The 13,613-nt window shown below is 59.6% G+C and carries 14 protein-coding genes and 1 pseudogene; 10 read left to right on the forward strand and 5 right to left on the reverse strand.

Going from position 1 to position 13,613, the window contains the following annotated elements; translation table 11 throughout:
• Positions 1-17: 17 nt before the first annotated feature.
• The 5 genes and pseudogenes from JEY66_RS44145 to JEY66_RS44165 form a co-directional block, all read right to left on the reverse strand.
• Positions 18-409 (reverse strand): annotated as a pseudogene (locus JEY66_RS44145) (transposase); the annotation flags it as partial.
• Positions 410-610: 201 nt separating this feature from the next.
• Entirely contained in the window at positions 611-1,630 is a 1,020-nt protein-coding gene (locus JEY66_RS44150) for an IS110 family RNA-guided transposase (RefSeq protein WP_018273734.1), read from the reverse strand.
• 131 nt (positions 1,631-1,761) lie between these two features.
• Complete coding sequence (locus JEY66_RS44155) at positions 1,762-1,995, reverse strand: hypothetical protein (RefSeq protein WP_141382167.1); 234 nt, start codon at positions 1,993-1,995, stop codon at positions 1,762-1,764.
• Entirely contained in the window at positions 1,992-2,870 is an 879-nt protein-coding gene (locus JEY66_RS44160; RefSeq protein WP_018273771.1) for an ABC transporter substrate-binding protein, read from the reverse strand. The genes JEY66_RS44155 and JEY66_RS44160 overlap by 4 nt, the downstream gene beginning before the upstream one ends.
• A gap of 86 nt (positions 2,871-2,956) precedes the next feature.
• Entirely contained in the window at positions 2,957-3,862 is a 906-nt protein-coding gene (locus JEY66_RS44165) for a LysR family transcriptional regulator (protein WP_198390673.1), read from the reverse strand.
• Between the two features lie 161 nt (positions 3,863-4,023).
• On the opposite strand from JEY66_RS44165, the gene JEY66_RS44170 reads away from it, so the two are divergent.
• The 10 genes from JEY66_RS44170 to JEY66_RS44215 all read left to right on the forward strand — a co-directional run bounded on the left by JEY66_RS44170 (position 4,024) and on the right by JEY66_RS44215 (position 13,604).
• Entirely contained in the window at positions 4,024-4,947 is a 924-nt protein-coding gene (locus JEY66_RS44170) for a VOC family protein (RefSeq protein WP_018273769.1), read from the forward strand.
• Between the two features lie 126 nt (positions 4,948-5,073).
• Positions 5,074-5,475, forward strand: a complete 402-nt coding sequence (locus tag JEY66_RS44175; protein ID WP_018273768.1) for a Rieske (2Fe-2S) protein — start codon at positions 5,074-5,076, stop codon at positions 5,473-5,475.
• Positions 5,476-5,550: 75 nt separating this feature from the next.
• Positions 5,551-6,249 carry a FadR/GntR family transcriptional regulator gene (locus tag JEY66_RS44180; protein ID WP_018273767.1) on the forward strand — a complete coding sequence of 233 codons (699 nt, stop codon included), beginning with the start codon at positions 5,551-5,553 and terminating at the stop codon, positions 6,247-6,249.
• 162 nt (positions 6,250-6,411) lie between these two features.
• Positions 6,412-7,410 (forward strand): ornithine cyclodeaminase family protein, encoded by a 999-nt coding sequence (locus tag JEY66_RS44185; RefSeq protein WP_026193396.1) that lies wholly within the window; start codon positions 6,412-6,414, stop codon positions 7,408-7,410.
• A 75-nt stretch (positions 7,411-7,485) separates the two neighbouring features.
• A complete protein-coding gene (locus JEY66_RS44190; RefSeq protein ID WP_026193395.1) occupies positions 7,486-8,502 on the forward strand; it encodes a dihydrodipicolinate synthase family protein in 1,017 nt (338 codons plus the stop codon).
• Positions 8,503-8,515: 13 nt separating this feature from the next.
• Entirely contained in the window at positions 8,516-9,958 is a 1,443-nt protein-coding gene (locus JEY66_RS44195) for an NAD-dependent succinate-semialdehyde dehydrogenase (RefSeq protein ID WP_018273764.1), read from the forward strand.
• Between the two features lie 89 nt (positions 9,959-10,047).
• On the forward strand, positions 10,048-11,181 hold the full coding sequence (locus JEY66_RS44200; RefSeq protein ID WP_026193394.1) for an FAD-dependent oxidoreductase: 1,134 nt from the start codon (positions 10,048-10,050) through the stop codon (positions 11,179-11,181).
• Between the two features lie 132 nt (positions 11,182-11,313).
• Positions 11,314-12,519 carry an MFS transporter gene (locus JEY66_RS44205; protein ID WP_051393982.1) on the forward strand — a complete coding sequence of 402 codons (1,206 nt, stop codon included), beginning with the start codon at positions 11,314-11,316 and terminating at the stop codon, positions 12,517-12,519.
• A gap of 171 nt (positions 12,520-12,690) precedes the next feature.
• Positions 12,691-12,951, forward strand: a complete 261-nt coding sequence (locus JEY66_RS44210; RefSeq protein WP_018273761.1) for a helix-turn-helix domain-containing protein — start codon at positions 12,691-12,693, stop codon at positions 12,949-12,951.
• Positions 12,952-13,193: 242 nt separating this feature from the next.
• Positions 13,194-13,604, forward strand: a complete 411-nt coding sequence (locus tag JEY66_RS44215; protein WP_141382165.1) for a transporter family protein — start codon at positions 13,194-13,196, stop codon at positions 13,602-13,604.
• The last annotated feature ends 9 nt before the right edge of the window (positions 13,605-13,613 follow it).

The raw sequence follows: 13,613 nt of genomic DNA on the forward strand, positions 1-13,613 counted from the left end.
GTTAACTTGACGGTACCGTCCGGTCGCCTGCTGCGGTAGCGCACCGATGTGCGGTCTGCCTCCAGGACTTTGCACGCCCGCCGTTCGCTCACCTCGAAGGTGGTCCGCAGATGAGCGACGGCCTGTCGCCTCGCGGCGGGCGTCACCATTTTTTTGCGGCGACGTCCTTGAGCATGGCGTTGTCGAGCATTGCTTCGGCCAAGAGCTTCTTCAGCTTGGCGTTCTCGTCCTCCAACGCCTTGAGCCGCTTGGCGTCGGACACCTCCAGACCACCGTACCGGGCCTTCCATTTGTAGAACCTTGCGCTGGAGATCCCGTGTTTGCGGCAGACATCAGCCGTCGCCGCACCCGCCTCCTGCTCCCGCAAAATCCCGATGATCTGTTTCTGTATTCGGTCTGCTTTTGTCAATCCCTTAAGAGCGCGTGCCGCGGGTACCTTGCTTCTGTTCGTGGTCGGCAAAGCCGCCACACGATGGGATTCGGTTGAATGGTCGGTTCAAGCTCTTCGGCGTAGTCACCCGACCTGGAGGGCGGACGCCACGACAGATCATACGAACTCGACCATCCCCACGCCCCGCGACGGGCGTCTCTTGGGATGACGATGGCGTCCTTACGCCACCGCCGTCCATCGGAATTCGGTTCCATCAACCCACATTCGGTGAAGGACGACAGCCATCTTTCTGGCCAGCGCGACCTTCGCACGCTTGCTTCCTTGCCGGTGGGCAACACGCACCGCCCAGGCCTTCATCGGAGACCATCGGGTTGATGGCCTGAGAACGACGTTGGCAGCTTCGAACAGGGCTGTGCGCGTCTCTCCATCTCCGACTTTTGTGATCCGTCCCACCCGATCAACCTCGCCAGATTGGTATCGCCGGGGCGTCAACCCGAGATAGGCGCCGACTGATTGGGAATGCAGGAATCGCCTGGGATCGTCCACAGTGGAGCGGAAAGTCAATGCAGAGACCGGGCCGATCCCTGGCATCGTCATCAAGAGCCGACAAGCCGGGTCACTGCGCACGGCCTTCAGAACCAGACGATGCAGTCGGGCGTACTCCCGCATCAGCGCTTCGCGTCCGGCAAGCAGTGGATTCATGATCGCCTCCAGCAAGGCGTCATCGCCGACCAACTCACGAACTCGCGCCGCGAACAGAGTCCGCGAGACGATTCCGACTTTGAGACCGAGCGGACGCAGAAGTCCGCGGATGACTTGCTCTGTGGCAGCGATGGAGCGGATGATATGCTTGCGAGCCGCGGCCAGCGTCCGCGCCCTTTGGCTGCCGATGCTCTTGACGTGAACAGGCTTGAACCATCCCGTTCTCACCACCTGCGCGATCCCACGGGCGTCATTCCGATCGGTCTTCACCGGCATGGCCGAAAGCGCCGCCTTAACTTGGCGGGCTTCCATACTGACGGCCGGCAGCCCCAGTTCGATTAGATTTGCGGTCAGCCATTCTGACGTCGGTCCTGCCTCAAGGCCCACCCGTTCAACTTGACCAGCCCATGGTTCGAGGTACTGCACAATCGATGGCGCGTCCGCCAACGTCGTTCCCTCCCGGATAAGCTTTCCGGTCTCGTCCACCGCACATACCGCAACGGAATTCAGCGAAACATCGAGGCCGACGTAGATCATGACGTTTCTCCTTCGGATAGAGTTGGTCCATGATCGTCAGTCAAAACGTGCCGCGCAGCAAATAGGTTAGGCGATCGGGACCGAATACCCCATCTCTTCCGTGAACCGACTTGGTTTCATGGTCCATCTCCTCAGAGGTGACGGACTCTAACTGCCGCCCGCAAATTGCCGAGAGCTTCCAGAGCAGAATCCCAGTTTCGAAGAAGTTCGAGAACGCTCTTGCCCGCCAAGCGCTCGCGGCTGGTTGCGGGGCAGATGCGAATGAGATCGTCGAGCGCCGCAACACGTTCGCCGATGGCCAAGCCCGCTCGCGGCGTCTCGGCACCACGGCGGAAAGTGGCTACTGCGTATTCATGCAGCGTCATCGGTTGGGCTCCCGTGAATAGCCGGCACTGTCGAAGAGACTGGAATCGACCAGATCTGAATAGGTAACATTGGCCCCGCGCAACCTCGCACGCTCGCGTTGGGCAATGAGGAGGGCGACACCGTCCCGGTCCGGAACGAGCGACCTGGGTAGAATTTCGATCATCGCTTCAGCAGATGGACTCGACATGCCGGCCTCAATGAGATGCGAGACGGCGATTTTCCTACTTGTCAGCGCCCGCGCCCGCGCGTGATCCAGTGCCGCTTGCCAAGCGATCACACCGGCGCGAACGCGATCGTCTGAGCTGCGCCGCACGACCAGCCCTTGGCCGGGAAATGCAGGATAGCGATCGTTCACGCGTGACAGCACTCGCGCCCCCTGTGCGATGGCCGTGCCGTCGAAGGGGGGCCCGAGCAGGGTGGCGTCCCCTTCTCCGGCCAATAAACTCTGGTATCGTTCACGCACGCCGCCGGCAGCTTTGAGTGCATACGATCCGCTCGGCAATCCGGCATCGTCCAGCAACGCTCTGGCGGCCACCACGAAACCGTTCTTCGTCGAATCGACGAGAAGCGTGCCGCCTCTCAAGTCTTCGATTTCGGAAACGTCCGCACCGGCAATCAGGGAGAGGGGAGTCGTCTGCTCGACTTGCGCGATGATACAGAGATCTCGTCCGAAGTCGCGCATCCTCCAGTCCATCACATTGTCCATGGCAGTGACGACTGCATCTGCCGCCCCGCTCACGAGAGCCACGAACTGCTCATCGGAGGATTTTGTTGCAATGCCGTCAATTCGCGGGCGCGCCGGCGTCGATCGCGTGCTGGCGCGCGCCAGGATCGAGATTGCGGGCTCGACAAACCAATTGACGGTGATTTGCATTCCTCGTCACTCCTCCCGCCGAGGAGAGCTAAACGAAACGTATCGTTGTGTAAAGAACGCGCCGGAATAGCTTTGCTGCCCCGCGGCTACTTCTTCTGCATCTTAGCGGCGGCTTTCTTGAAGATGTCCCGTATCCAAATAATGCCGGGGTCGCGGCTGCGATAGTGGTGCCACTGCATCTGCTGCTCGAACCGCTCCATCGGGAACGGGAGCTCGAGGACTGAAATGGAGAGGTGACGTGCCCAGAGTTGCGCGGTGCGGCGATGGACGACCGCTATGCGGTCGGTCCCGACAACAAGGTGCGGTACGGAAGAAAAAGCGAAGGTCGAGATCTCCGTCCGCCGCGTGATCCCCAATTGATCCAGGAGAACGGAATCGAGCGCGCCCCCCGTCGCCGAGGAAAGATATCGCACGTGACCTGCGGCTGCGAACGCCTTCCGGGTGAGCGGTTCTCGGCCGTACTTGCCGCGACGCCATGCCACGCAACAATAATCGTCGTCGAACAGCTTGATCGACGGGTGTTCCGGTGAACAAACGATACGCGGCGCGAGCAGAAGATCCGCCTCACCCCGTTCCAGATAGACGTTGGGTCGATCCGTCTGCCGCAAGAAATGGAAGCGGATGTGATCGCCGAAGGGGGCCGTGAGCTCGAGTACCGGCGGAATGATGGTGTGAAGCGAGTAGTCGGAGACGAGCAGGCGGAATTCACGGCTCGCCTGTTTGGGATCGAAATCAGGCTTCTTGGCCAAAGCGGCCTCGATGCGCGTGAGCACGTCGGCGATTTCGGGGCGCAGTATTTCGGCGCGTACGGTCAGTTCCATTTTTTGACCAACGCGAACGAGCAGCGGATCGTCGAAATATTGCCGAAGCCGGCCAAGGGCGTTGCTCATCGCGGACTGGCTGAGGTTCATGCGCTCTGCCGTCTGGCTGATGGACTTTGTGACAATCAGGTGGTCGAGCGCGACGAGCAAGTTGAGATCGAGATTGTTCAACCGCAACTTTACCTCCAATTTATTGATCTGATGAATAGATATGATTTAAACTATCCATTTTCTTGATGAATTGCCAGGGCATATGCTGATGTCTCGGATCACCCGCGCAATGCGCTCCTTGGATTGGCGGGTTCCGACAAAGATAATGGAGGAGGACAGCCTTGAAAATCGTCGGCCCCGATGAGCTTGTGTTCGGTGTTGATAGTGTGGAGGCGTGCGCCGCGTTCATCACCGATTTTGGATTGAAACATGTCGGTGAGAAGGACGGCTCCGGGCTTTACGAGGCCCTCGATGGAACGGGCTTGTCGATCTATCCCAAGGATGATCCCAGCCTGCCGCCGCCGCTGCCGACCAGCAACATGCTCAGAAAGACGATTTATGGCGTCGAGGATCAGCAGACCCTGGATCAGATCAAGGATGAACTCAGCAAGGACCGTCAAGTCCAGGTTCGGCCGGATGGTACGGTTGAAGCGGTGGACGACTTAGGGTTCGCGCTCGGCTTCCGCATTACGCGGCGCCGCAAGCTGACCCTGCTGCCGGAGCGCATCAATTCGCCCGGTGCTGCTCCGCAGCGTGGCTTCAACGAAATCGGCGCTAATGAGGACGCCGCGGCGTTGCCGCGAACCCTGTCGCACGTCGTCTATTTCGTGCCCGATGCGGCAAAGATGGAGGCCTTCTACATCCAGCGTCTTGGGTTTGCCGTGATGGACCGGTTCACCGGGGGCGGTCCATTCCTGCGCCCAGCTTCGAACACCGATCATCACACGCTATTCCTGATCCAAACCCCGGAATACATGAAAGGGATCGAGCATTTTGCATTCCACATGCAAGGTCCGACGGAATTGATGCTTGCCGGATCGCGAATGGTGAAGAAGGGATACCAGTCGTTCTGGGGACCGGGTCGCCACAAGTTCGGCTCCAACTGGTTCTGGTATTTCAACAGCCCAATGGGTACCCACGCTGAATTCGACGCTGATATGGATGTCTTCAATGATAAGTGGGAGCCGCGCGTCTTGCCGATGAGGACCGAGCATTCTCAGATCTTCCTGCTGGAGCATCGGGAAAAATGGGCTCCGGGCGGCTAGGTCGCGGCGGGTACCAACGGGTGCTGGAGTAGGGGGCCGCGCCCGTATTCTTGTTCCGTGAAAATGCAAGGCAGCATGCTTACACAATGATGCGGAAATTTCCTCTACCGCTGCGCGGGGCCTGATTTGAGCGCGGACAAAACGAAGCCGCTAACCAAAGTGCTATGCTGTCTTTCGGATCTGGAGGACGGTGAGGCTCGCGGGTTCGACCCTTTCAAAATAGGGCGCGACACCGTGTTCGTCGTGCGCAGGAGCGACAAGGTCTATGCCTATCGGGACGTATGTCCGCACTATGGCAGCACGCCGCTTCCCTGGAAGAAGAACGCTTATCTGACCAGAGACGCGCAGCACATCTTCTGCAGCGCGCATGGGGCAACGTTCGATATTGAAACCGGCACTTGCACACTGGGCCCGTGCCTGGGCCAATCGCTGACCTCAGTGCAGATCGCGATCTCCCAGGCGGGGGAGATCCGGCTTTTCCTCGAACCGGAGGAGGGCCCGATCCGCACACCGGTTGCCACCGGCTGACCCCTCTCATCGCGATCACGTTCGCTCAGAAAGCTCGGCCTTGTCATTCGGCTGGAATTGGTTGATATTGGGCGGATGAATGAAATCTCTGATTCCCGTCAACCCGCCATCGAAATCCTCCGGAGCTATCTGAAGGAGCGCGGCTTCCGCCCCAACGAACAATTGCCCCCCGAGCGCCAGCTCGCCGACGACCTGAACCTGACCCGTAGTCGCCTGCGCACGTCTCTGGCAAGGCTTGAACGTGAGGGAGTGATCTGGAGGCATGTCGGGCAGGGTACGTTCATGAGCGCGCGGGCGGAGGCGCAGGGCTTGGCTCAGTTTACGGACGCCGGCCCAACCCTGGAAACCAACCCAGCTGAGATCCTGGAGACCAGGCTTACGCTAGAGCCGCAGATCGCCTTCCTTGCGGCGCAGCGCGCGACTGGCAGTGATGTCGAAAGGATCAAGGGAATCCTCGAAACATCGAAGGAAATAGAGGCTTGGGAGGAGTGGCGCGAACTCGACAAGGCGTTTCATCTCGCCATCGCGCAGGCTTCCAAGAACCAGCTGCTGCTGAAAATTCTGGTGATGATTCAGGAAAGCCAGACCCAGAGAAATTGGGGGCGGCTCTCCGACTTGCCGTCCGCGATTGCTAGGCGCAGCCATATTACGCACGAGCATGATGCGATCTTTCACGCCATCCAGTCGCGAGAAGCTCGCGATGCTGCGGTTCTCATGCGCCGACATCTCGAGGAAGTGCGCAAGGCCCTGCTGGGCCCGTTCGCGCCGATCTGACCCCAAACGTAAGCCTCGCAGTATCCTTGTATCGGCATCGGGCCCCGTGCCCGCCGATTGCTGTTCCGATTGGGCCAACGCTCAAATTGGTTGATTGACTCTTCCAATTGGGTCGATTATTGATCTTAATTGGGTGGAAATTGGTTATACAAGGATTGGGCCTTGACGGTATCAAATGCGGCCGTGAGCTTCGTGCCGGCCTCGGCAGTTTTGGAAATCCTGGATTGGAAACAGGTCATCGAAAGCCTGTCTCGCGCCTATTCCGTGCCGCACGGGCCGATGGTCAGTCCGCTTCGGACGGTGGCGCGGAATGGCCGGATTTGGCTCAGAAGCCTGACGGCGATTCCACCGGGCGCTCGCTTCATGGGCGGCAAGCTGTTCGGCATGGGGCCGAAGCCGGCGATCAACTATCTGATCCCACTGTTTGAGCAGGAAACCGGCGAGCTCCGCGCGCTTGTCGATGGAGCGTTCATCACCAGCTTCCGCACCGCCTCTACCTCCGCGGCAGCCCTCGACGTGCTCGCACCGAAAGAGGATTTGGTCATTGGCATGATTGGTAGCGGCCAGGAGGCCGTAGCCCACGCCCGCGCCATTCACGCCATTCGCAGGATTGGCGAGCTGCGCATCTTTAGCCCCACGCCGGAAAGCAGGGCACGCTTTGCAAAAACATTTCAGGCCGAGACCGGCGTCACTTGCGTCGCGGCAGATACGCCTGAGGATGCCGTAAGGCCGGCGACCCTCGTGGTCGCGGCAGCGCGCTCGCGCGACGAGTCACCAATCCTGTACGGTGACTGGCTGGATAATTGCCGGGCCGTGGTCTCGGTCGGATCCACGGTCCCCGAACAGCGCGAAATCGACACCAGCGTGGTCGCGCGTTCTGATCTGATCGTGTGCGATGTGCTTGAGGAAGTCATGCACGAAACGGGTGACATGATCGCGGCGAAAAAAGCGGGCGTCAGCTTCGAACAGAAATGCGTATCGCTCAACGATCTCTTGTGCGGAAAGGTCGCGGACAGGGTCAGAAGTGCGAGCATGCCGATGTTCAAGAGCGTCGGCGCCGGTATCCAGGACATCGTCTGCGCCGAGCTTGCTTATGAGCTTGCCGACAAAGCCCGTCGTCTCGTTCCGTTGCCGATCGAGTTCTACAGGAAGACGATCTAGCGCAGAGCTCTGCGTCTCTCTTGGTGGAGTGTTGAGACTGGCCGTGCATGTTCGGCAGTCCGGGAGGAGATAGAAGTGGCCTCTTATTCGAAAAATGAAACACGCGGCTGGACTCGCGAAAGGATGATCGGTGCTGTGAACTGCACCATCCCTTCCTTCACCGGGGACATGAACGGCATCAACGAAACGGCGATTCGCCACGATGTCGCGCTCGCCAAGAAGCACGGCTTCGTCGGGTCGCTTGCCATCGGTGAAGTCAACATCACGCTTCCCGAATACGTCGATTTCGTCCGGATCATGAAGGAGGAGGCCGGCAAGGACTTCTACGTCATGCATCATGCAAGCTGGAATACACTCGAGCAGAACATCGAGGCCGTGCAGCTCGCTGAGCGTGCCGGAGCTGACTACGTGCTCCTGACCTATCCCGCAAACTTTTATCCGCAGTCCGAAGATGAGATCTTCCAATACACCAAGGCGTTCTGTGATGCGACGAATCTCGGTGTCCTGCTGTTTCCGATGGCGATCTGGGGATTTTCTCGGCTGCATCCGGCCGACATCTCATCGAGTGTGATCCGGCGGATGCTGGACGCCTGCCCCAACATCGGCGCCATCAAGGCGGAGGGCGGCCATCCCTCGATCATGAGCGTGATCGAATGCCATCGGCTGTTCGGCGAAGAAGTGGTGATCTCGATGCCGCTGGAATGGGATCTCATCCCGTTGTCACAGCTATTTCCAATCCAGCTCTCGGCGACTTCGGACCACGAGTTCTGGGGCCCGCTGATCCCGCACGTCATGAAGCTGCTACGCGAGCGCAAGTTCGACGAGGCGACCGAAATCTACTGGCGTATGCATCCGGCACGCAAGGTGAAGAACCAGATGACCCAGTCGATGACGGGTGCGTTCATGCTGAACCGCATGCAGTGGAAATTTCAGGGTTGGTTGCAGGGCTACAATGGTGGCCCATTGCGCGGGCCGACGCCGAGGTTGCACGAAAATCACATGCTTGCGCTGCGCAACGCGCAACGGGCCTCAGGTCTTAATCCCAGTGAGGATCCGCTCCACGAGTACTTCATAGGCCGCAGTCCCTCCTGATCAGGACGAGGACATGACGATTGCCAGGAAATATCAGTCCGGCCGCCACCCGATCCTGATCGGAGATTGGCGGGATAGCGAAACCGGCGCGACGATCGAGGTCCGAAATCCCTCGAATGATGAAGTGATTGCCCATGTCGCCAACGCCAGCGTGGCCGACGCGCTTGCTGCCGTAGATGCCGCCGCGGCCGCCGCGCCGGCGTGGGCCGCCACGTCGCCGCGCCAAAGAGCCGAAATCCTGCGCAAATGCTTCGAACTGATGATCGCAGAGGAGAGGGAGCTGGCGCGCCTGATCGCTCTCGAAAATGGCAAGGCTTACTCAGACGCGCTAGGGGAGGTACGCTACGCTGCCGAGTTCTTTCGCTGGTACAGCGAGGAAACGCCGAGGATCATCGGCGAGATGAGCTTGGCGCCTTCGGGGCAGAACCATATTCTCGTATCCTATGAGCCCGTAGGCATTGCCGTCCTTGTGACGCCCTGGAATTTCCCCGCGGCCATGGCCACGCGCAAGATGGCGCCGGCCCTTGCAGCCGGCTGCACCTGCGTGCTCAAGCCTGCGACGGAAACGCCGCTGACCGCACTCGCGGTCGCTGAAATCATCTTGAAGGCGGGTGTCCCAAAGGGCGCGATCAATGTGATCGTGACCTCTCAGTCGGGCAAGTCGGTTGGTGCGATGTTGCACGACCCGCGCGTGCGGACTGTCTCGTTCACCGGCTCAACCGAGGTCGGTCGTATTCTGCTGAGAGAGGCCGCCGACCAGGTTCTCACCACGTCAATGGAGCTTGGTGGCAACGCCCCGTTCCTGGTTTGCCATGACGCGAACCTCAACGCCGCGCTCGACGGCGCCATGGTCGCGAAGATGCGCAACGGCGGAGAAGCATGCACGGCGGCAAACAGGTTCTATGTCGCGCGCAATCTCTACGAGGACTTCACTCAAGGGCTGGCCAGACGGATGTCGGGGCTCAAGATCGGTGATGGGGTCGACGAAGATACGCAGCTCGGCCCAATGGTGAATGCCGAGGCGGTGTTGAAGATCGACGAGCTCGTCCGGGATGCCATCGCGCGCGTCGTTACCGGCGGGCACCGGCTCAATCGCGCAGGCCATTTTTATGCACCCACAGTACTCGCCGACGTCCCTGAGGATGCAGCCATCCTGAAGAACGGAATCTTCGGACCCGTTGCGCCCATCGTGCCGTTCGACGACGAGGCGCACGCCATGAAACTTGCCAACGACACCGAATTCGGACTGATCTCCTATTTGTACACCGAGGATTTGAAGCGAGGTTTGCGCCTGTCGGGGCAAATGCAGAGCGGCATGGTTGCGCTCAACAGGGGGCTGGCAACTGACCCTGCCGCGCCCTTCGGCGGCAGCAAGGCAAGCGGTCTGGGGCGCGAAGGTTCGACCGAAGGCATCAAGGAATATCTCGAAACCAAGTACATCGCGGTCTCGCTGTAACGAGCGACAAGGAGCCGTTTGCTGATCATTGCGTGGCCCGTGTAGGACCGGGAGCCAAAAAAATAGAATACCACGAGAAGGAGGATAACATGGGCGCGGTGAAGAAGGCTTTCGTCGTGGGCGGCGGGATTGGCGGCTTGACGGTCGCCCATGCGCTTCAGCGGATAGGCGTATCCACCAGAGTCATTGAAATGGGCGACAGGCATGACCGGATCGGCACCGGCATTACGCTGCTTGGGAATGCCTTGCGGGCACTCGCCGAACTGGGATTGGTGGATGCTTGCCTCGAAGGCGGCCATGGTTGGGACATCGTGTCGGTGCGCGATGGTGCCGGAACGGTCCTGAGCGAGCAATCCTCGCCAAGAATTTGGGACCCCAATCGTCCGGCTGCGCTGGGGATCATGCGCCCGCGTTTGGGGCAGGTCCTGGAGGACTTTGCGACGAAGAGCGGCGCGAAGATCGATTTCAATACAACGGTCACCCAGATTGACCAGGACGATGATGGGGTGACGGTTCATCTATCGAACGGCGAGACAGATCGCGCCGATCTGCTGATCGCCGCGGATGGCGCTTATTCGAAGATACGCCAGAAAATCTTCGGCGAAGAGTTCAAGCCGCATTATGCCGGCCAGGGGGTGTGGCGTTACACGGTCTCCCGCACCCAGTCCATGAATGGCTTCGTCCTATACCGTCTTCCGACAGGTCGAATGGCGGGCTCGCTGCCGCTGTCGAAGGAATTGTGCTATCTGTTCTTCCTGGAAAGCACGGATGAAAAGCTTCGTGTCCCGCAAGATCAGGTGTGCGATTATCTCCGTAACCTGCTCACCCCCTTTACGGCGCCCGAACTGGTCGCGGCTGCTGAAATGGTCGGCGTGGACAAGCACATAAGCTACCGCTCATTCGATGTCTTGATGATGCCGGCTCCCTGGCACTGCGGCCGGGTCGTGCTGCTGGGCGATGCGGCCCATTCACTGACGCCGCAAATGACGTCTGGCGGCGGTATGGCGATTGAGGATGCGCTGGTTCTCTCTCAGGAACTGGATCGGAACGACGATCTGGAGACTGCGCTCGTGAGCTATTGCCGTCGGCGCGAGGAAAGGGCCAGGCGCGTCTACGACATCGCATACGCCATTTGCCGGGAAGAGCGCAAACCGGAGCATGGTCGGGACTATTCGATGGGCCTTCTTCGCGAAGGCTACGCGTTCCTGGCCGCGCCTGTCTGATTGCGGGTAGGCGAAGTCGAACCGGAATCAACGGACGTCGCTTCCACGGTGATAGGGCCCATCCGAGGACAGAAGGCAAACTCCGTCACTTAACTTCGGCCTACGACAAATAAATCACGAGAGGGGGAATGCATGACAAGGCAAGCGGGCTCGTTGCAGGGATGGATCTTGACGTCTGCTCCATGGATGACGGTTTTTGGGGTGGTTCTGTTGTCGCCGGTCCTGCCGTTCATGATGAAAGAGTTTGCGCAGCACCCGAATGCGCAGGTATTGGTTACGACGGTACTTGCCGGCCCTGCGTTGATCATCGCGCTGCTGTCTCCTTTCGTAGGCGTTTTGGTCAAGCGCGTCGGACGCAAGAATGCCCTGATAGCGGCTATTGTCGTTTACGCTATCGCGGGATCGGCGCCGGTCTGGCTCAATGATATCTACCATATCATTGCCAGCCGCATGATCGTCGGCGCGACCGAGGCGGTACTGACGGCGGTGGCCACTGTCTTGACGGTGGACTACTTCTCTGGCCGGGCGCGAGAGCGGTGGCTGGCATTCCAATTCGGCTCTGCATCGGTGATTGCGGTGATCGCGTTCGGCCTAGGTGGTGCTTTGGGCGGGCTGGCGTGGGGGTGGCACACCCCCTTTCTTGTCTATGGCTTCATGATCCTGCTGTTGCCGCTCTTCATTTTCTTCCTCTGGGAGCCAACTCAGCCGATCGATCGGCTTACGGACGAAGCCAAACAATCAGCGCCGTTCCCTTGGCTGCACATTGCGCCGCTTTGGTTGATGACGATGCTCTCATCCATCGCATTCTACGTTGTGCCGGTCCAGCTCAGCTTCGTGCTTAATTCTCGCGGGCTTGCAACGCCCGAGAGTATTGGTTTGGCGAGTGCCATCGCCAACCTCGGTGTTCCGCTGGGCTCCTATCTTTTCCAGGCCTTCGCGCGGCAGCCGGTGATGCGCCTCCTGACCTCGGGTCTCGTGTTGTTCGCGGCTGGATTTGCGATCGTTGCCGCTGCCGGAACTCCTCAGCTCACGGTCGTTGGTGCGTTCATCGCATGCATTGGTGGCGGCCTCGTCATCCCGCTTCACCTGACGTGGATCATGTCCAGGCTTCCTTTCGAACAGCGCGGGCTGGGTGCTGGCGGATTCTCCGGTGCGTTCTATGTCGGGCAATTCTTCAGCCCGATCGTTGCCGGTATTCTTGCTGCGGGAGCAGGCGGACTTGACGCTGCGATCGGCATACTGGGATGGACCGCCGCCGCAGCCGCCATCATCGCTCTGGTCTACGGCCTGACACGGCTGGGCGGGACTATCCGACTTGAACTGGCGGAAGCAAAGTAGGGCGTGGTGAATGAGCGCGCGGGCATTGATCGATCACTGCCATTGGCGACTGGAGGCAGCCGATCATGCCCGCCACTGTCCGCGTATTCCGTGCGCATCGCCCACGACGTCTACGAAGCAAGGCATGTGATGAACGCCACAGAGCGCTTGTTCTTGAAGGTGACCTAGCCGATGTTGGTGATCGCGCGCCAAATCAAAGCTGCGCGGTCGCTCCTCGGTTGGGAGCAGCACGATCTCGCGGCGCGATCAGGCGTGGCGATCTCGACGATACGCCGGCTCGAAGGCTTCAAGGATGCGCCGTTGGGCGCGCATGTCGAGACGCTCACGAAGATAAGTCGGGCATTCGAAGCAGCAGGAATCGAATTTCTGAACGGCCCAGGGCCGGGAGTGAAGCTTTCTGCCGAGCCGTCAGTAAACAAGCTGGCGGAATGAGGTGGGCGCAGAGCCACAAGCCGGCGCTTCAAGTATATCATGTCGTATCGCAGAACCGAATGCTTGTATCTCAAATACAAACTAGTGTGATTACTGTAATTAACTGGATTATTTGAATATTCCATCGCGGAATCTATTGATGACGCGTGATCTTTGTACTGCTCTACCCCCGCAATCCGCTTGGCGGATACTGGCAAAGAGTCCGTTGAAACGGGATATTTGGAAACGCGGGAGGGGGAATGATGAAGAAACGCAACGTGGCCGTGATGGTCGGAGCGCTGACGTTGTCAGCTGTTGCTACGGTGGCCAATGCGTATGAGTTTGGATCGTCCGGTTGGGCTCAAAAGCCCGGGATCGTGCTTGGAGCTGCCGCCGCGGCGCCGCCGCCTGGCCTCTACGGATTCGATCAGGTGTTCACCTATCAGTCGAACCTTGTCGGTCCAGGAGCCCCGGTTAATCCCGGAGGAGCGTCGACCGGCGTGAAAGCCGATGTCTTCGCGCAAGGCCTGCTCTGGGTGCCCGGCTGGAATTTCCTCGGCGCGACCTATGACGTTGTTGGCGTGGTGCCATTCATTTCGGCGAGCGTTGGTCCTCCGATGGACGCCAACCCCTCGGGCATGCACAACATGTTTCTAGCCAACGAATTGAGCTAGTCACGTGAA

This window comes from Bradyrhizobium elkanii USDA 76 (assembly GCF_023278185.1).
Lineage (GTDB): Bacteria > Pseudomonadota > Alphaproteobacteria > Rhizobiales > Xanthobacteraceae > Bradyrhizobium > Bradyrhizobium elkanii.